The organism is Bacteroidales bacterium MB20-C3-3 (assembly GCA_035609245.1).
GTDB lineage: Bacteria > Bacteroidota > Bacteroidia > Bacteroidales > UBA932 > Bact-08.
Genome location: CP141202.1, coordinates 828,457 through 849,111, shown reverse-complemented (window position 1 = coordinate 849,111; position 20,655 = coordinate 828,457). Strand labels below are relative to the sequence as shown.

The following is a 20,655-nucleotide window of genomic DNA, read 5'->3' as shown; positions in this document are numbered from 1 at the left end:
AAGAGCTATTGGTAACTGAAAATCAGCTATTAAAGTTAATATTTTAATTTAAAATACAGTATTATTTATAGAAAATTTTAACAAAAAATTTACTATGCCAATGTTATTCGTAGTTTATCTGTGATTATTGACGGTAATTAATGTTTAACACACACACCCTATAATGCCTCCTCCCCGCAACAGAGTGTGTTGACAGGGATATTCGTTTATGTGCTTAGATAACAAGCAATTAGAAATCGAGTGTTTAAAAACTTTTTAAAAAACCAATTTTTAAATATCTAACAACCTGTTAGATAGACGAATGTCACTGTCAAACCTCACCGCCTCCCGCCAAGTTTGTAAGGTGCTATCTTGCACCCGCCTCCTTCACAACTCAATAAACTCACCTGGCTTGACCAGGGCTACCTCCACTTTAACGAGGATGGTCTGATCCGCTGGTGATGCAGGCGCCGCCGCCACAGTCGATGCAGTCGCTGTCGCCGCAGCCGGCGACCAGGCAGAAACCCTGAAGCATTCGGCATAGCTATGGCCATAAACTCCTCCCCGGAGCCGGAAACCCTCAAGATATGCACCAATAGTCTTTTCGATGTTTTTCCAGGTGGAAGGAGTGTTTGGCTCGTACAGGAAACAGTTCAGAGAGCTTGAGATAGTGCTCTTCAAAAAACCGAGAGTCCTTTTCACATTTATATAACGAGTCGGCACAGCATCAGGAATAAGAGTCCTCGCGCCCCACAATAAAACACCCTTACCCGGAGAAAGAATAATTGAATTAATATTAACACCACCATCAGAAGGAGATGTAAGATTCAAAACCTGAGGCTGACTAAGTTTGAAACTGCATCCGGTCACATTGCGGGCCGACTCATTTGCCGGTGCCTTCCACACCCCGCGGGAGTTATCGACCCTGCCATAAATAGCCGCAACCAAAGGAGAGGCAGGCAGAATCAGCTCAGAGTTTATTCTGTAAAGAGGCAGTTTAACCCACGGAAAATATGCCGCACCGCAATCCAGATATGAATTCCCAATCCCGGCCCGGAACTCTTTCACAGAAGTATCCATCTCCTCATCACCGCCATAAACATCCAGAATCGCAAACCTCATATAATTACTCTCTCCGCAAAACCTGAGCATCTCCCTCTGAACAGCAAGACAATCTCCCACTTTAGGCAACATTACAGCCTCCGGAACAGCAACAATCGCAGCACTACTGTCGGCCTTCAAAGCCCAAAGCCCCTTTATCAGGTCGTCTGCATATCGCTCCCCCTCAAGCCCCCCCGCAGAGACCACCACACATTCAGACCCTCCGTTCGCAAAATAGAGGAATATGCAATAATAGAGCGTATAGCTTAGCGGGGCCGAATCACCCCCTCCAAAAATCCGGACCACTCTCCTCCACAAAATGGACACCCGGAGGAGTCTGCCCCTTAGCCGGAGGAATCTGCCCACCCGCAGGTAAGGCCGATTCGCTTTTCATTAGTTTGATCTTAAACATTTTGACAGAGATTTTCTGCAAGCTACAATTTCCGGCCTGAATTTGCAAGAGCAAAACTGCGGCAAGGTCTAAAAGAGCGGCAAGCTCTTCCCTCACAGATTTCAAGTCGAAGTGCTCTGGATCAAAATTATCTCCGAGCCAGGTTGTGTATTCTTCGTACTCTTCATTGTCAGGGTCTTTAAGAATTTCAAGAATTTGGGTATATGCTCTTATTCCGCCGCAATCCTCAGGAGGGCAGCGCCTTTCACCGGCTGTGCAAGTTAGAAACCCGTCATTGCCGGTTAGAAACTCCTCACTACCATTAATAACCTCAATTAGTTCAAGCTTATGTCTCCAACTATCACCATAGTCATACAGATACTCAATATACCGGCAATCATTATGAACTAAATCACAGAGTCTTATTCCTTCATAATCAATGTTACCTAAATCATCATATTCCAAAAAGTCAGAATATTTTTTTGAATATCTCTCGTCACCTTTAATAAAATCGTGTAGATGGCTATTTGTCCAACCCATAACGGTTTGAATAACAATGTGAAATTGTTCCAGTGAAATATCGGAAGGGACAATAAATTCACGCCATATTTTTGGTATAGAGTCAATGATGGTAATTCTAAATTTATAAAGAGGAGTTCCGGACTGAGAATCATATGCAATTTTACCAAAGTTGGCATCTATGGTGATCATTTTGTCAAAGAGAGCAGTTTTACTCACCAAATATCCATCTTTCATAAAACAGAATCTGTCTCCCTCAATATTGATTAACCCCAAATTTTCCATAAATCTGTCAAAAGTTCTGAACGCATAGCAGGTGTAGTCCCTTTCACTATAACACAAATGTCTGAATTCGTCAAAATAAATTTTAGAATAAAATTGACCGCCCCTTATCTCATCACCAAAAAGAGCAAAAAGCATCAACGAAAAGCCGAATCCATACTGGCCGATTCTTTTATCCTCATATCCATCAAGATAAGCCCAGCTCAATTTGTATCCCAAAGTTACGAGTATGGATTGCAATAAAAGGTGGTTATCAAGCAGACAATTTTCTCCTTTTTTTGTTACTGTTAAGCTGTTACCCCTCTTCTTCACCAGCCCGCCTATCTCGGCAACCAGCCTTGCAAAATGCACTGTACCTGAATCGGTCTCCTTCCGTAGCCGAGTCGGATACTTTTCATAATAATAAAACGGAACGCCAAGTTTATACATTTCAGTAACAACCCTTAACGGGAGATTCCCGGTTGCCGTTAATTTAACATAGCCTTCGCTTTTAACGATTGAGCAAAGAGACTTAACTTGTCTGAAAAGAGGAATCGCCGAATACTCCTCCGCAGACAGTTTGTTAAGCCGAATAGGTCCATCCTTGATAAATGTTTTGTGAATAATAAAATCAATAATATGCGGCTGCAGAAGCCACCTGTTTGTATGCAATACTTTCATTGAATCGCCCATAATATTCATTTTTTATCTTGCCGATTCTTCATTATTCTCAAATAGGTTTATAGCATTATGAACTTCAGAAAAAGCAAAATGGGGGCCACGTACTTCTTCCCTCATTCGTTTAATAATTCTCTTTGAATTTATTTTTGCCTTTTCAAGTTTATTGTCTGCCATAAGGTTTTCTACCCATCTTCTTGATTCTAAGAATGATTTTGATTTTGAATAATCAGAAATATATGTTCTAAGCCTTCTTTCTACTTCGCCAGAATTTCTAAACTCACTGGTAGTATATTCGTAATGAATTAAAAACCAAAATTCAATACTGGGCATTGTTTCGCATATTAGAACTTCTGGAAAGGCGGAATACTTTAATTTAAATGCCCTGAAATCATATAGTTTATTCTGATTAATTATTGTGTCATAATCAGTCAGGTAAATAATATTATTGCAGCCTCCACACAAATATTCATCAATAATCCGTTCGGCCTTTTCAAAATTTATCCTTTCAAAAAGTGATGGACGGATTGAATACTTATAGCCTTTAATTTCTTTTAAATGCTTTAAGTAGTATTGCTCAGTGATTCCGTCTCCGAGTACGACAAAGGTTTTCCTTGTCTCTCTTCTTTGAGATCTTCTAGCCATAACTATTCATTTAAATTAGGTATTGCCCCAAATTTACCCTGCTTATATGCATTGTAGTAAGATAACTCTTTCCGGATATTAAAGTCCGATAATGAATAAAGAGAAGTTATTCCTTGCTTATCTTTTTCTGTAAACCAGATGGCATCTTTCCTAATAATATCTTTTTCACTTAAAAGAGAATCATTATGAGTTGAAAATAGCAATTGTGCTTTATTGGACTTTTTTAAGAATTCTTTCAAAAAATGCATAACAAGCAATGGATGTAATGCTGTTCCAATTTCGTCAATTGATAAAAATGAATCATTAGAAATAGCATTAAAGAACGGTGCAGACAATCCATAATATCTCAATGTACCTTTTGATTCAAGTTCATCAGGTAGCGAATAGTATTTTGCTTTGTTATTAATTATGATTTTGTGTTCAAAGAGTCTTTTATCAATATGAATAGCCTTTTCATTTAGAAGTTTATGTTTTTGTTCATCAGGCATTGAGCCAGCTTCTATCAATTTTAAGACTTCATCATCCAGCCAAGTTGTTTGTTTTTTGAAAGAAACAGCAGATATATTAAAATCAGCCTTATTGATAAAGTCAAGAGCTTGATTTTTAACTCTCTCGTCCTTTTTAATATAACTATCTGAATAATTTGTTAGTGATGAATATGGATCAATCATTGGCATAAATTGTTTTCTAAACCAATTCAATGGAATGTTTAATTGAGGTAACGAAATGTTCACTTGTGTAAATGCCGCAAATACAGACATATTCTTTAAAGTTTTCAGTTGTATTGCCTCAATTGCCTGGTCTGACAACTTTATTTTTGAGCCAAATTTTAGGATAGAAGTATCGTTTTTAATATCTAAAGTTCTTTCAAAAATAATTGCAGGTTGAGTCCCGGGATAATAATGGAGTATTTCTGAATGAACTTTTTCTTCATCTAAAACGAGGGAGTATTTGTATTTAGTACCTTCAATATAGAAAATCATATCAAAGCTACCAGGCAAGTCTTGATTATCAACAAATTTAAAAGGAATAAATTCAGTAGACTTTTCAGATTGAGTAGGGATTCGTTTAACAAAGCTCCTAACGAAATCAAAGGCGTGCAATACATTGCTCTTGCCAGATGCATTTGCTCCGTATATCATGGCCATTTTGAGGATTCTGACACCAGGTTCCGGTTCTGCAACATAGTAGTCTTCAAGATATTTATCGGATGTTGCTTCAAATGAAAAAACTACCTCATCTTTAAAAGAGAGGAAGTTCTTGAATTTTAACTCAAGTATCATGGCTAATTCTGGTTAATGTAATTATATTGCAAAAATAGAAAAGAAAAATGATAAAAGCAATGCTGAAAACATGAAAAATGTATAAAAAATACAAAAAATACAAATATAACATGAAGTTTTGTCATGTCTAATCTGACGTCAAGTCAAGTCAAGTCAAGTCCCACCTTGGGCAGGCACCTTGCCGCAGTTTTTGGCAAGTATCAGGTTTAGAGCTATTTACTGCAACCATTTTTGAGAAACGAAGATGCTGTCAAAAAAATGCTCTTCGCAAATTTCAGATAAACAATTACTTGCCAAAAACTGTGGCAAGGTCCCCCCCGGCGGGCCGCCTCTCACCGCTCCCCCCTCAGCATCCTGATCACATCATAAAAACTCACTCGGGTAACGGCTGAGATCTGCCGATATGTTGCCCCGCCTCGCTCCCGGAGAATTTGCATCGTTTTAACAAGTTCACTACGACTAATATCGCTCAGACTCTTCCCTTTTAAAATGAAATTCAGGTACTTAGCGACTTCATTATCAGTAGGCCGAATCAGCTCCTTAGAATAATTTTTAACACCATTCCCGGCCTCTTCAGCAGACCACCAATCCCTCAAATGCTTTTCGGCACCGGCATGCAAGTCACTATAAGACTTAAACAAAAAATCATTCACCAAGTAATTAATATCCAAAAACTTACTCAAGTAATTATAATACCCCTTCTTCGTGAAATGATACGAACTCCACCGATACTTCGTTATATTTTCGCAAATCCCCGCCCGCACAGGGTTGGTAAGTATGTATAAATAATTATACCTCAGATAATCCTCATCATCAATGAGTTTGCTACAAAACGGACTGTTGAAAAGCTGCCCGCTGAGCCCCTTCCGCCGGTTATACCACTGATTAAAACTCATCAGCAAAGACCTCATAAAATCATTCAGGCAATGCGTATATATCTGTAAATGAACATGATTGTCCATCAGTACAAACGCCGACACAAAGGTTTTATTATTTTTTGCCGCCCTGTCGCACCTTTCCAGAAAGCCGACAAAATCATCGGTATTGTAAAAAACATTATACCGACTACTCCCCCTTATCCACACATGGAAAAACCCGACCTGAACCCGCCTGGGCTCCTCCCTGATTTTCAGATTCTTAAATTCACTTGCTAAACTCTCACTACCAACAGAAAAGATAGCCCTATCAGCCGCACCAACCAAAGACGAAAAATCCCTCATCACAATCCCTCCCACAAATTTCAACCGCAATATACAAAAAAATCCACACCTTGCTGCGGGGAGGGGAGGCGCCTTGGCGCGGGGAGGGGGGAGGCACCTTGCCGCGGGCACCTTGCCACGGGCACCTTGCCACAGTTTTTGGCAAGTATCAGGTTTAGAGTGATTTGCAGAAACCATTTTTTGAGAAACGCAGATGCTGTCAAAAAATGCTGTTCGCAAATACCAGAAATACAACTACTTGCCAAAAACTGTGGCAAGGTGCCAGCCCACAGGCGAGCCTGTGGGCTCCTTCGTTCGCCTTTCCCACCTTCCGCATTGCCTTCCGCAAATTTATTCGGTGCTCCGCAGTGTCTAGCCTTTTGGCAGAAAAACCCTCACACCCCGTGTCGCTGCAACGAAATGTATTTCAATGCATTAACACTTTATCCGAGGGGTGAGCCCTCGGATAAAGTGTCAATAAACAAAAAAATCAACAAGTTACAGCGCCTCCCCTGAAGTTATTCTCGCAGCCCGGGTTATTCCCGCGCGCTGCAAGCCACTAAAGAGCTTGCTAAATGAGCGGGAAATAACCCGCCTTTCCGCTGCGGGAAATAACTTTTATAGAAATCAATTTTTATCATTAAATTATCAGTTAGATAAACGAATATCCCACTCAAACCCAATTCACCGTCTTCCGCCCAGTTTATATGGTGCTTCGCATTTTATACGGCCGGTTCCGGCCGGTTTAAGCGGTGCTCCGCCGGTTTAGCTGTTCGCCATCACTGTTCTGTTAGCAGGGGGGGGTGAGCAAGGGGGCTGCGCAGGGGGGGCTGCGCCTGGGGGCGGGAAGGCACCTTGCCACAGTTTTTGGCAAGTGTCAGATATAGAGATAATTGCTTCAACCATTTTTTTGCAAAAATTGGTGCTTGAGGAAAAATGTACTTTTTATGTAACAGAAAATCAATTACTTGCCAAAAACTGTGGCAAGGTGCTCCTTTACATCACTCCCCGCATTAATCCCATCCCTGAAAAAGACCCTCTTAAAAGTTAAAAATAGAATTTTTATATCCAGCCACAAACTCAAATTATCCACATACCACACATCATACTCAAACTTCTGCTCCCACGATATCGCATTCCTCCCGTTCACCTGCGCCCATACGATCATTCCCGGCTTCACCTCATGCCGCCTCGCCTGCCTATCGGGATAGAGCGGAAGGTATTGTACCAGCAAAGGCCGAGGTCCCACCAGGCTCATATCCCCCTTCAGTACATTTATCAGCTGAGGAAGCTCATCAATGGACAAAGAGCGTACCAACATTTTTAATTTAAAGATGTCAATTCGCCGGAATTATTCCAGGCCAGGATTTTTCCATTTTTCCGAACGCCGTTTGTGTCGCCACCGTATATTAAAATTGGTTCTGCTTCTGAGTTTAACCTGCGATAAAAATCAAGCCCTTTGAAAAAATCGGATGATATGGTGGTAGCCGATTTTATCTCTATACATTGGATTTTGTCGCCGGTATCTATCAGGCAATCTACTTCATTGCCGGAAGAGTCTCGCCAGAAATAGATAGGAGGAGTAATACATCGGTTCAAATACTCTTTTGTTAAATCTGCAATAATCATATTTTCAAACAATGCACCCTTAGCCCAATGAGCCGATAGCTCTTCCTTTTTTCGTATTCCTAGCAGGCTACATGCCAATCCTGTATCGTAAAAGTAGAGCTTGGGTGTTTTCAGAATTCTTTTTGAGAAATTGCGATGATGCGGTTGAAGAAAAAAGACGATAAAACTAGTTTCCAAAATAGAGAACCATGATTTAATTGTTTTCAAATCGACGCCTACCTCGTTGGCTATGTTATTGTAATTAAGCAGTTGCCCCACTCTGCCTGCTGCTATTCGGAGAAACTTCTGAAAAAGAAATAAATTAGTGACATTCACTATTTGTCGTACATCGCGTTCAATGTATGTTTGGATATACGATGGAAAGAATAATTCGGGTTCAATATCCATTTGATGAATACGCGGATAAAATCCCCTGAATAGAGTCGCCTCCAGATCGGTGGACTTCACTTCATCAGTGCTGCGCAACTCCGATACGCTTAGAGGGAGCAAATGGGTAACAAAAACTCGGCCTGCCAGACTTTGTGAAATTTTCTCAGAAAGCAGAAAGTTTTGCAATCCGGTCAAAACATATTCTCCCGGCCTGTTCCGCTCATCGCTCATAGTTTGAATGTAAGAAAACAGAGCGGGAAACCGCTGCACCTCATCAATAATAACACCCCTGGGGAATTGCGACAAGAACAAACGCGGATCAGAAACAGCAGCTTCGTACACATCCGGACTTTCAAGGTTTACATAACTATATTCCGGAAAACACATCCGGGCCAATGTGGTTTTCCCGGACTGGCGTGGACCTGTAATTGATATAACAGGCATTTTGGTTGCCATTTTCTGCAGTTGACTGCTGATTTCTCGTCGTATCATACACAAAGATACATTTATATTTTTGAATTTCTTTGCAAATATGGAATAGGATTCCATATTTGCAAAGAAATTATTAAATGTGTTGGACCCCCTCGCCTGCCTCTCGGTATATAGCGGAAGGTACTGCACCAGCAGAGGCCGAGGTCCCACCTATTCTACCCTTAATATGTTGGTCCAACATATTAAGGGTAGAATAGGATATCTTTATTTATCAATCACTTGCCAAAAACTGTGGCAAAGTGTCCCCTTCCGCTTACCTCCAACAATAATAATTATGTTAAATAGCCAAATTCTTAAAAACGCAACCCTCTCAGATTGCGTTACTTGCCAAAAACTATGGCAAGGTGTTCACCACCCCCACAACTCTCTCCAAATCTTCGTCACTCAAACCAGGGTGGGAGGGAAGGCATAATCCCTTCTCAAATAACTGTCCGCAAACGCTATTCTCTCTCTCCGGTTCTATATCTGAGTCTTTGTTAAAGCTGGTAAAGCAGCTGCTGTCGTTGTGTCCATAAAACGGTGCCTCTTCAAACACAGGTTGCATATGCATCGGTTTCCAAAGAGGCCGGGTTTCAATGTTTGCAGCCTCCATTGCTAATCTTAAATCTTCACGAGTGAAGCCGGTAACTTTAGGGTCAACCAATATACAGGTTAACCACATATTTGATTCAAATTCATCTGAAGGGTTTGTAAGGAATGATATCCCTGGTAAGCCCTGCAGCAACTTTTTATATTTATTATTTATCTCCCTTCTTGCGGAGATATGCTCATCCAGCACCAACATCTGCCCCCTTCCAATTCCGGCGCAGATATTGCTAAGCCGATAGTTATATCCAATATGAGAGTGCTGATAGTGCGGCGCATTATCACGAGCCTGAGTAGCCAGAAACTTTGTAACACCGGCGGCCTCGGCATTAGAGCAAACCAGAGCCCCACCACCCGAAGTAGTTATTATCTTATTTCCATTAAAAGAGAGACAAGCAAACTCCCCAAAAGTACCACAGCATCTTCCCTTATATTTTGAACCCAGAGCCTCGGCCGCATCCTCAAGTACCGGAATCCCATACCTGTCGGCAATTCCCATGATTTCATCCATCTTTGCCGGCATTCCATAAAGATGCACCGGAATAATCGCCTTAGGTTTCTTACCTGTTATCTTAATCCTATCCTCAATTGCAATCTCAAGCAGCTTTGGATCCATATTCCATGTCTCCTCCTCACTATCCACAAATACAGGCGTTGCCCCAACATATTTAATTGGGTTAGCACTTGCGCTAAAAGTAAAGGATTGGCAAATTACCTCATCCCCCGACTGCACTCCCAACTGAATAAGCGCCAGATGTATAGCCGCCGTTCCCGAACTCAGAGCCACTATATGTTTATCGCCGCTGATATAAGCTTCCAGATCCTTTTCGAATCCATCCACATTTGGGCCGAGCGGAACTACCCAGTTTGTATCAAAGGCCGATTGTATAAATTTTTGCTCCATACCGCCCATATGGGCCAGTGAGAGCCAGATTTTTTTTATCATGTGATAGTTAAAGGATTAAAAAATATAATTATGATATTCTCAATTTACTGATGTCAAAATCCCCGTTTTGTCGAAATCCCCATTTTAGTACATTAACTTATTAGACTTTTTGGTTTAAATTGCTTCTTTAATAGTTTCGTTTAATTTCATCTTTTCTAAATAGGCCTTAGGTGATATATCACCTAAGGATTCATGGGGTCTGTGTTCATTGTAATCTACCATCCACTGCTCGGTTAATTCCCTAATCTCATTGAGGTTGTCAAAAAGGTATGAATCAAGAATGCTCTTTCTGTAACTTCCGTTAAAGCGTTCGATGAAACTATTCTGCGTTGGTTTACCTGGCTGGATATATTTAATCTTAATATCGTTACCATTGCACCACGATTTAAATGTCTCTGCAATGAACTCAGGACCATTATCAACTCTTATACTTTCAGGTTTACCATAGCACCAGGTTACTTTCTCCATTATCCTGATCACTCTTTCAGCTGGCATTGATGTTCCAATTTCCATTGCAACGGCCTCTCTGTTAAAATCATCAATAATATTCAGAACTCTAAATCTCCTTCCATTTGTCAGAACATTGCTAACGAAGTCCATAGACCAACTTATATTTTTCCCATTAGGCGTTAAAAGTGTCTCCTTCTCTCTGTTTGGCAGTCTGCGTTTTAGTTTCCTCCTATAGTTCAAATTCATTAATTTATAAACCCTGTAAACTCTCTTGTGGTTCCAAGGATATCCATCATTCCTTAGTCTGCAGTAGATCTTCCAAAAACCATCTTTTGAATGTTCAGCTTTTTCCCTTATCGCTTCAATGACCTCATTATCATCTCTCTTCTTTTTGTAATAGTACCTGGATCTATGAACATTTAGTAATCTACACGCCCGAATGATGCTGGCTTCGTTTTCCGATACTATCTCTTCAACTATTGCTCGTTTAGCTTCGGGCTTTAGAGCTTTTTTTCAATGACCTCTTTTAGTATCTTGTTATCTATTGATAGTTCAGCATACATATGCTTAAGCCGGCGATTCTCCTCCTCTAGCTCTTTTAATCGTTTAAGCTGGCTTACATCAACCCCGGAATACTTCTTCTTCAACAGATAGAGAGTAGCTCTTGAAATGCCATACTCCCTGCAAATAATCTCTGTTGATGTGCCAGATTCATACTCTTTGAGAGCTTTAATAATCTGTGATTCGCTAATTCTTGTCTTTTTCATCTTGTCGTTTCTCTTTACAAATTTATTGAAATTTGTCTAAAGAGTCACTGTCCTACTCAGAGGGGTCCGACACTCATAGGGGGTCCGACACATTAACCTGTTAAATGCTTCAGTTTTTGTAGAAAGTTCTACAAAATGTTTTTGGGTATGAATATTTCGATTATCAATCCGTTTACAGAAAAGACTATTTGGAACAGTTGCTGCTTTATTATCAGAGGAATGCAATAAAGATTACTGCATTTGTTCAATAATCTTTTTGAATCGGGTCGGAGTATAGATGATATTACTTTCATCATCTACAACGCGAATACCACCGTTTTTTATAGCTGTTTTGTGTTGTGTAGCTTTAGGGTATTTACGATTATGGTCCATCAGATAAGGAACTGGGAGAAATCCTTCAACAAATACCTTATAGAATCCTTCAGGAGTGTATAGATTAGGGATTGCTTTTTCCAGGAGTTCAATTGATGCACGACATTCTTCATATAACGAGTCGGTTCTTTCCTTTACATCTGGATTAAACCTCATAACGGGAATTTTTCCAAGTTTACGGGCAAGACGGTACTCGTGAAGGGCTGAAAGAGTTATCTGGATACTTTCTTTGATAATAGTAGGTGTAGCGAGACATACGGCTTCTGAGTAGTTGACCACGTGGATGATTTCGGGACTGTTATTATTGCCGGGATCTATATCGTCCATCAAACAAGTTACCGCTGCCAACTGAATCTTGGCATTTTCCAAGTCAGGAGCAAAGTAATCGAGACCTGCGCGAGTTTGAACACTAACCTTGAAATTAGTATCTTCAAGACTACGGACAAGATTAACCATTGTTCGACTCTTTGCTAAATCCTGAGAGCCCCAGGTGTATTTAGGGGTATTAAGCATATTTTGGAGTATCAAGTGCCTCAACCCCATTTTTTTACAAGCTTTTGCAGCAAGATAACCAGATAATATGTAAGTGATGTCATCTGCTCCACGAAAAGCAAAATGATGTGGTACGTTTGGTTCAACCGGTTTGTCAGTAGAAACAGCATAACGTACCGTCTCAAAATGTTCCTTCAAGTTGTCCAACAAAGTGCTATTTCCACGACCATCTAATTCATTGAACCACCAGAATGACAAGGCATGCCATGAAATATTGAGAGAGCGCTCATGAATTCTAGCAAGTTCAGGTATATTCTTGGTTCCAGAATAGGTACGGACTAGCATCGGATAAGCATTATCACGGATAATGCTATATTCTACATCGGAGTTTACAGGAACCCCACCTCCATTAGGCATGTCTTTCCAATTTTCCCCAAAATGTGATTGAGTTAATTGAGAACTGCCAATAGAAAGAACATCCAATAATTTAGACTGCGCAAGGTCCTTTACCCATGAATTATACTCCTTTAATGCCTCCAAACGATCTGGATTGTATGGGCCAGTATGAGTACGGATAATGGGTAAAGATTTCTTTGTTTTGGCATAATTCAATCGGTCTTCATAGCGATCCCTATTTGAGCCACATGATGGATAACCGTAATGGTCTTGATACGACTCCAAGCGCCATTTACCGGATTCAATAAGTTTCTTGGCGAAATCCCATCGCATATTGTCATAGGCATTATCCTGAATTAATTCGTTAGGAAGGTATTCTTGCGGTACATTTAACTTTGTCAAAGATTCAATTGGAGTCTCGTTTCCAGGGAAAACAATAACTGTACTATTAGTGTTTTCTTTAACTCGAATAGAGGTTTCTGGCAAACCAGCAAAAATAAGTTGGGTCAAAGGACCACCATCTGCAGTAAACATCTTGTCTACAAGAAGATGTTCATATATGGACATAAAGTAGTTATATCCTTCAACAGGGTCAAGTCGATAGCTAACACCTAGTCTAGTAATATGCTTTTCAAGTATCCACTTTTTAAATAATCCATAATTATTGAGCTTCCGGAGATTCTGAACAGCCTCGTTGACATCATTATTTGCAATATATACTTTATAACCACAATCCATAAGTAGATTTGCGATAGTGGATAAACCTAATGTATGAATATCAACCAGTGGCTTGACGAACCCGAAGACGTCGGAACAATTTATTTTCTTTTTCATTGTTTACAATTTTTATTAATCACTCCTCTTTCACCCCTTGATGCATGTATGATTTTATGATAAATTGCCTTTAAACTTCTGTCGTAGAGTAGCAAATTTTTTCACAATTGAATGCTCTTAGGATAGTCTTTTTATAATATCATCTTTTGACAATCCGTCCAAGCCCAATCGTTTGAGAGTGCGCCCTTCCTTACGAAAGTCTTTTCTTAATAAACGACTACAGATATCAACCATAGAGCGGAGTAGAGATACATCAACTCCTGCTACTTCCCCAAGCTCCATAATAGGAAGAACACCAGTAGGGATATCTTCTGTTAACTGACGAGTATATAACGATGAAGGCGACTTAATATTGTAATAGGCAGGATTACTCCGCATTTTTTCACAAAGTGTTGTGCCTTTTGTGTCTGGATAGGCATAACTAATCCATTCGTTTACACTAAGGAGGTCTATTCCATATGCTTTTCCTACCGCCAAGCGTTCGCGATCAAATTCTTCAATGAAATTGGCAATCTCTGGAGTCATGTCTCTGTAAAACCAAAATACATCGTTACGCTCAATGGTAGCTGCATTGAACAAGAGAACACACGGGTGAAATATCGCACCAATATTCTCCAAAGAAGTTTGAAGTACATTTTCTGCCGCACAAAAACATCGATATATTGTAGAAATTTTTTCCAATACAAAAGATGTATCAGAAGCTGGGGCAGCAGATAGTAATACCTTGTCTTTCACTCCAATTATGTTGACTATGCCATTCTCTACTAGTCGACATGCATAAACCAGTGATTGCGCTTCGGCCACGTAAACACGGGCCTTGCACCCATTTGCCTCCAACGCACGTTGGAATTCCAAAGCCCCACCTGTACGTCCTGGATTCAAGATAATGATCTGGTTATTAGTTAAATCGCCAGCTATTTGCTCAGCAATGGAACCATGACCATTAGCAGTTGTTACTACCATAATTAATTCTGCCCCGGAAACCGATTTATGTATATTTGTAGTAACTTCTGATAGGGGACCAACTCCTGTAACTGCCCCAATCAACTGAATACTTCCACGTGACGATAATGCCGAGATAGTGTCGGAATTACGACCATATAATGACACAGTATTGCCCTGCGATGAAAGCCAAGCTGCAATCGCTTGTCCTCCATTACCTGTACCTATTACACATGTTTTCATTGGGATTTGATTTTTAAATTGATTTATATTTGGAAGACGTAAGCTAAATGTATCCTACGCTATGATAGTAAATCATGCCGCATAATATCATTACCTTCATCGTTTAATACTTTTAGTGCTTTATTAGCTTTTTCTAATTTCTTTTCAACTTCTTTTTTAGATGCGCCTACAACTACAAAGCCAGCTACCCTATCACTACTTGTGTTTGACTTTTCAATTAATGATCCAGATACTCTGTAATTAAAGAAGTCGAGAATAATTCCATCAGACATTAATGTGTCAATTCCTTCAATAGATTTGAAAATACCCGGATAGCAGTATACATAGTTCATAATAGCATAATTATACTGTTTTTGTGGTGTAACGTAAGGTTTCCCCCCCATAATCATTTCAACATAAACTTTCATAATGTCAACACTTGACAAAACCTGTATAAGCCGATATTTTGATCCACCTCCCATGCGAGCACTAAATTCCAGAACATTGTATTGATTTCCATTATGGATCATTTGTACAAGAAGTGGAGTGTCATGAAGATTCCAGGCATTTACAATTGCCTGACATATTTCGAGTACCCTTTTTTCATTGAAATCAGTTGGTGCTGGATAAAAACTTTGAACAATAGTAAAGGAATCCTTATTCTCAGATATCTTTTTAGATGCTGTGATAGAAAGAAGTTTTGCAGATGTCCCTTCAACATATAAATCAATCGATAACTCTACTCCAGCTTTATATTCCTCAATGATAACATCTCCAGATAAAGAATATTGGAAAGATTCTTTAAGTGACTGTTTAAGCCCTGAAGGCGAAAAAACCTTTTTTACTCCTTTGGAGCCATTGCTATCTACTGGTTTTACAACTAGGGGATAATCAAAGTCAGGGAGTTTTCCATCCCAATTTTTATTAATATAAATATACTTGGCTGTTGGTATACCAGACTTGATCATCTTTTCCTTCATAAATCGTTTATTGGTCAAGTCACGCACATCTTGATCTGTTAAGTATGTGGGCAGACCCATTTCTGTTGCAACATATACCATAGTTGATAGAGGCTGATCACCACATGCTGTCAATATATATGCTATCTTTTCTTTGCGAGCTGCTCGTAATACTGCTGATTTGTCCATTGTGCTGATATGCAGAAATTTATCGGCATAGGGGATAGCACGTACTTTGTCGGAACCATCAACAAGTATTATTTCGACATAGCCATGGAAAAAAAGTCTAAGTTCTTCTATTAACGCAATCTGGTCGTTCCCACCAGCTAGCACCATCACTTTCTTTTTCATTCAAATTCAATTGTGTCCATTAAAACCCTCAGAGTTGACAGATGAACCTTCATACCTGGTATCATTACCTGCCAAAACTTTTATAACTGTCATCCACAAAATTTTAATATCTAACCATAAGTTGCAATGGTCAACATACCATACATCTAGCTTAAATTTCTCTGTCCACGTTATATTGTTTCTTCCGTTAACCTGTGCCCATCCGGTGATGCCTGGACGTACTTCATGTCTACGCATCTGTTCAGAAGAATATAAATGTAGATAACGAGGCATTAATGGACGTGGCCCTATTAAGGACATGTCGCCCTTGAGTACATTGAACAATTGGGGAAGTTCATCAATAGAATATTTACGGATAAAATTTCCTATATTAGTAATACGTTGATCATTGGGAAGTAGGTTCCCTTCGGTATCTCGCTCATCGGTCATAGACTTGAACTTAATGACCTTAAACATCTTTCCTCTCTTACCTGGCCGTTCCTGAAAAAATAAAACACTAGTACCTTTGTTGACAATATAAAGCCATATAGCTATGATTATCAGGATCCAACTAATTGAAATAATCACCAAGAATGCTATAGTGAAATCAAAAAAACGTTTAATAAATCGGTTGTACATATATTCTAAGTTCTTATAAAATGGAAGTAAGTGAATTTAATAATTAGAAAAAAAGACATGAAAGTCAGTGTTAAACTAGGTTTTGGTTATTGTTAAACAATTCACTACATGCTGCTTTAATTCAAGCATTATGTTTCAAATACTTCATTTGAAAGATCTTGAGATTAGTTTTTATCATTATGTAGTTCGTAATAGATATCAATAGATGTTGCAATTGATTTTTCTTTATCAAGAATATCAAATACTCGCTTGTAGCCTTCTTCTCTGAAATGACTACCTATTTCATGATTATCTAAAAGTATTTCTATTTTTTCGACAATTTTATCAATTGAATTTAGATCACATGTATATCCTGTAATGTTATCAATGACTAACTCAGGTATTCCTCCTCTATTAGAAGCTACAGTCGGAACTTTAAAAAGTAAGCTTTCATATACGCCTCCAAGATTTTCTGATAAAGAAAGGAAAACAAAGACATCAAACTCTGTAATTAACCTCCCCAAGTTAGGGACAAAGCCTGTAAATATAATCTTAGTTTTACTAATTTTATTAGCTTTCTTCTTAAGTTTCTCCTCATAATTCTTATTCTCTCCATAGGCTTTACCTCCAATAATTAAGACAACATCATCTCTTTTCTCTAAAACTCTTTTAAATACCTTTAAAAGAGTTTCGTGATTTTTAACTCCTTTTTTATTAAATAACTTTGGAGGATACATATTTGAAGCAGTGCCAATTATTTTTATGTGATCTGGGATACAGTATTGTTTCCTAATGTTAAGAATAGGACTACTTTTTTCAAACTCCATGACCTTATCAAGATCAATCCATATATAATTTAAAAACAGTTTTTGAGGTAAAACACCACTTTTCAAATATTTGTTGTAAGTGTATTTTGTAGTAGCTTTCCAATAATCATTGTTTTGAGCACTTTTCACATCAAAAAATCGATAAAGAAATGTTTCAAGATGAAGCGGCCCTACAACTTCAAACAATCGTGGAGTTTTAGAGTTCCGTAGAAACAGCCTGGCATATAGCGTTGTATGTGCAAACCAGCTATGGATGATATCGGGTTTATCAATTTCTACAATTTCTTTTAGCTTTTTGCCTTGGTTGAATATATTTACATCTATAGAATAATTAAGTTGATATACATTTCTGCAAATTTTTTTATACTCTTTAGTATGTATTCCACCTATTGGAATTGCAACACTAAATGTTATTTCAGGTTTTAGAATAGTAATTTCCTTTATTAAATTGAGAGCCCAACTAGCTCCTTGACTTGTTTTGATAAGATGTAGTATATGTATATTCCATATTGTAATAGTTAATTTTTTGTACATGACATTTTTTAAGAAAACATCATTTACTATGTTGATATTTAGGTAATTATATTTGCAAAGGGCCCTGAAAATTAGTATCTTTAAGGAAAACTTCTGACTTTTTTCTATGAGATATAATTCCAGGGCCCGGTACAAAAATAATGAAATAAGCCATAAACTGTACACCCATTTTGGGAAAAGCATGAATATGGCAAGAATAAAGTTCTATGGTAAACCCGAGCTACAGATACTTGTATCATTCTGCAATCCTGAAAAAGCATTGGAGACTTACAAAAAAAGATGGCAAATAGAAACGGCATTCAGAGCCCTGAAATCCAGCGGATTCAATATCGAACAGACCCATTTGAGCGACATTGAAAGGATTGGAAAGCTCCTTTCGATCGTAATTGTAGCCTTTACCTGGTGTTATTGTATTGGTATATACCGGAATGAACATATTAAAAAGATAAGAATGTTAAAACACAAACGGCGTGCAGTGAGCTTGTTTAAATATGGCCTTGACCTTGTATCTGACTATCTTTTAAACCCTTACTCTAACCGTAAAATTGATATATTTAAATTTTTGTCATGTACTTAGCAATTTTTGTATCCACTTTTTATATTCTTCACTAAAATCTTTATTCATGTTGTGTTCTTTATTTATTGGATATCATCTATTTAAGGTTGTGTTTATGGAGATGTGTTTCATTATTACCACATAATAGTAATTTTTTGAAATAAGTATTTGACTTTAAATCTCAAAATGTCAATAAGTTGTGAATATATCCGAGGGATGAACTAGCTATAACTTGATTACCGGAACCGTGGGCCAGTAGATTCTGTCGTTTGCTTGGGCTATGTTTATAAAGTTGAAGTCAGAGATCAGGTTATCGAACTTGTCCATTGCCGAGTTGATGCCGTAATAGTTTTTGAAATATCTCAGTGTAAGTTGCCGGGACTGTTCCTTATCGAAATCACGAAGGTGGAAATAGGTCATATTGTAGTCACGTGCAGAGATAATGCTTTTTATTTTGGAGTAGGGTAGTAGTCTAAAGTATCCCCCACCGGAATAAGCAATTTTTTTACCCAAGATAGTAGTTACTCCCATAGGAAACTCCTTCATCTCTATTCCAGCATACTCAATTATGGAAGGAGTGTCGGCAGAGAAACAGGCAAATCCACCAAAATCCCTGCTGGCAGGAAATATTGAGCAGTCATATTCTATACCGTTTTTATGCAGAATCTCTAAAGCCCATTTGTTTTGTGGGGTAATCGAAAAAGCAGGGGCCCGGTAACACAAAACCTTGGTGCCAATAACATCTTCGATAGAAGAAATAGCCCTATGAGTATCCTCTTCGAACTGAGCTTCATTGAACTCGGTAAGCCATCTGTGTACATCGGAATGGCACCCGATTTCATGCCCGGCATCATGGATTTTTTTGATAATGTGTGGATGGCTACGAACAATTGCTCCCAAAACAAAGAATGTCGCACAAATATCCTGAGCACAAAACAGATCCAAGAAAATATCCAAATACCCCTCCAAACGATTAGATGTTTCCAAATCGGATCCAATACCTTTGTAAGTGTACCACTCTTCAATGTCGAATGTTAGTATGTTCATCTCTTTAAATTATTAATCCTACTTCTCATCTTCCTAAGTCCCTCAGCAAACCAAGTCCACCAAGTAGAAGGGTCAGCCTTGTATATGTCTTGATAGTAAATATTTTTTCCAAAGAACTTAAACCAGCTAGGTTTTGTCGAAAATCTGCGAGGAGATCTGAGTTGCCACATTATATCAATGCCCAAATACCTCATAATTTTTCCAGGTTTATATGAATAAGATGGTACTGGTAAACCCATTGTGTCACATACAATAATTTCTGGAAAATTTACACCACTAATTTCTGCTGCCTTCAAACTTGCTGGAACACGCGCATTTATTTCAATTATTTTGTATTCTCCATTATCTAAACGCTGTAATACATCAAAGTCTGCCATGCCCTCCCAATCTAATTTATTCAGGCAATCCTTGCAAATGTCCAACAACTCATCATTCTCCACTGTGATACAACACGAACTACTCCCCGCATTCACGGGATACATACGCACAATCTTTGTTATTGTATGGCCTAGGAACTCTCCTATTGGATTACGATAAAGCATTACATTATAGTAATAATCAGTATTTTCTATAAACTCCTGGATTGTACATGATCCAAACCTTTTTTCCACAGCAGAAAATTTCTCATCCAGTTCTACGATGGAATTTATCCGGGTAATACCACGAGCTCCAACAGAATAATCGGGTTTGATGAGAGCTGGGAAAGAAAAGCTATGTGAAGTTAAAGGAAGCTGTAATGTTTTTGGGTGTGGAACAGCATTGTTCTTGCAGAACTCCATGAAGCGACTTTTGCTTTCTACCTTATATACTTTTTCATAATCAGGTACTGCTACCTTGCATTTTGTTCTTGACTCAATTTCAGTCTTTTGCTGACTAATTACTGACACTGATATATCGCTTATCGGTATAAGTACATTATAATGCTCCAAATTCAGTAACTCGATTAGTTTAGCACCGTTACTATAAGAAGTGTCATATACCTTCTTATAAAACCTACAATATTTTGTTTGAATATCATCACTTACTACTGATATCTGGTGCTTATTGTAAAGTGAAGAAGCAAAAGACAATCCTTGGAGACCTCCACCTATGATGAGTATCTTCATTTACAATAGTTTGCTTGTTTTTTGAATATTTGCATTTTTAAATATTGCACATTGCACTTAGCACATTGCACATAGCACATAGCACATTGCACATAGCACATAGCACATAGCACATAGCACATTGCA

Annotated in this window: 16 protein-coding genes and 1 pseudogene; 1 reads left to right on the top strand and 16 read right to left on the bottom strand. The window is 38.6% G+C overall.

Annotated elements, in window-relative coordinates:
* Positions 1–366 precede the first annotated feature (366 nt).
* The 14 genes and pseudogenes from U5907_03855 to U5907_03790 all read right to left on the bottom strand — a co-directional run bounded on the left by U5907_03855 (position 367) and on the right by U5907_03790 (position 17,820).
* Complete coding sequence (locus U5907_03855) at positions 367–1,386, bottom strand: hypothetical protein (protein ID WRQ33784.1); 1,020 nt, start codon at positions 1,384–1,386, stop codon at positions 367–369.
* Entirely contained in the window at positions 1,361–2,944 is a 1,584-nt protein-coding gene (locus U5907_03850; GenBank protein ID WRQ33783.1) for a plasmid pRiA4b ORF-3 family protein, read from the bottom strand. Before U5907_03850 ends, U5907_03855 begins: the two co-directional genes overlap by 26 nt.
* Before the next feature lie 12 nt (positions 2,945–2,956).
* Positions 2,957–3,574, bottom strand: coding sequence for an RloB domain-containing protein (locus U5907_03845; GenBank protein ID WRQ33782.1), 618 nt, complete (start codon positions 3,572–3,574; stop codon positions 2,957–2,959).
* Between the two features lie 2 nt (positions 3,575–3,576).
* On the bottom strand, positions 3,577–4,857 hold the full coding sequence (locus U5907_03840; protein ID WRQ33781.1) for an ATP-binding protein: 1,281 nt from the start codon (positions 4,855–4,857) through the stop codon (positions 3,577–3,579).
* A gap of 332 nt (positions 4,858–5,189) precedes the next feature.
* Entirely contained in the window at positions 5,190–6,254 is a 1,065-nt protein-coding gene (locus U5907_03835) for a hypothetical protein (GenBank protein ID WRQ33780.1), read from the bottom strand.
* A 766-nt stretch (positions 6,255–7,020) separates the two neighbouring features.
* Positions 7,021–7,371 (bottom strand): annotated as a pseudogene (locus tag U5907_03830) (sugar transferase).
* 8 nt (positions 7,372–7,379) lie between these two features.
* The gene (locus U5907_03825) at positions 7,380–8,510 is read right to left on the bottom strand and encodes an ATP-binding protein (protein ID WRQ33779.1); all 1,131 of its coding nucleotides are present in this window, start codon (positions 8,508–8,510) and stop codon (positions 7,380–7,382) included.
* A gap of 370 nt (positions 8,511–8,880) precedes the next feature.
* Complete coding sequence (locus U5907_03820; protein WRQ33778.1) at positions 8,881–10,077, bottom strand: aminotransferase class I/II-fold pyridoxal phosphate-dependent enzyme; 1,197 nt, start codon at positions 10,075–10,077, stop codon at positions 8,881–8,883.
* Between the two features lie 114 nt (positions 10,078–10,191).
* A protein-coding gene (locus U5907_03815) for an IS3 family transposase (GenBank protein ID WRQ33777.1) occupies positions 10,192–11,294 on the bottom strand; the annotation gives its coding sequence in 2 pieces (ribosomal slippage) (positions 10,192–11,033 and positions 11,033–11,294; 1,104 coding nt in all).
* A gap of 231 nt (positions 11,295–11,525) precedes the next feature.
* Positions 11,526–13,388, bottom strand: coding sequence for a hypothetical protein (locus U5907_03810; GenBank protein WRQ33776.1), 1,863 nt, complete (start codon positions 13,386–13,388; stop codon positions 11,526–11,528).
* 117 nt (positions 13,389–13,505) lie between these two features.
* Entirely contained in the window at positions 13,506–14,573 is a 1,068-nt protein-coding gene (locus tag U5907_03805; GenBank protein WRQ33775.1) for an NAD/NADP octopine/nopaline dehydrogenase family protein, read from the bottom strand.
* 59 nt (positions 14,574–14,632) lie between these two features.
* Positions 14,633–15,862, bottom strand: coding sequence for an ATP-grasp domain-containing protein (locus U5907_03800; GenBank protein ID WRQ33774.1), 1,230 nt, complete (start codon positions 15,860–15,862; stop codon positions 14,633–14,635).
* A 6-nt stretch (positions 15,863–15,868) separates the two neighbouring features.
* On the bottom strand, positions 15,869–16,480 hold the full coding sequence (locus tag U5907_03795; protein ID WRQ33773.1) for a sugar transferase: 612 nt from the start codon (positions 16,478–16,480) through the stop codon (positions 15,869–15,871).
* 164 nt (positions 16,481–16,644) lie between these two features.
* Positions 16,645–17,820, bottom strand: a complete 1,176-nt coding sequence (locus U5907_03790) for a glycosyltransferase family 4 protein (protein ID WRQ33772.1) — start codon at positions 17,818–17,820, stop codon at positions 16,645–16,647.
* Between the two features lie 187 nt (positions 17,821–18,007).
* On the opposite strand from U5907_03790, the gene U5907_03785 reads away from it, so the two are divergent.
* Complete coding sequence (locus U5907_03785) at positions 18,008–18,397, top strand: transposase (GenBank protein WRQ33771.1); 390 nt, start codon at positions 18,008–18,010, stop codon at positions 18,395–18,397.
* Positions 18,398–18,601: 204 nt separating this feature from the next.
* Here U5907_03785 and U5907_03780 read toward each other — a convergent pair whose 3' ends face one another.
* Together U5907_03780 and U5907_03775 are read right to left on the bottom strand one after the other, a co-directional pair.
* The gene (locus tag U5907_03780) at positions 18,602–19,423 is read right to left on the bottom strand and encodes a polysaccharide deacetylase family protein (GenBank protein WRQ33770.1); all 822 of its coding nucleotides are present in this window, start codon (positions 19,421–19,423) and stop codon (positions 18,602–18,604) included.
* Entirely contained in the window at positions 19,420–20,529 is a 1,110-nt protein-coding gene (locus U5907_03775) for an ATP-grasp domain-containing protein (protein WRQ33769.1), read from the bottom strand. Before U5907_03775 ends, U5907_03780 begins: the two co-directional genes overlap by 4 nt.
* Positions 20,530–20,655: the final 126 nt, after the last annotated feature.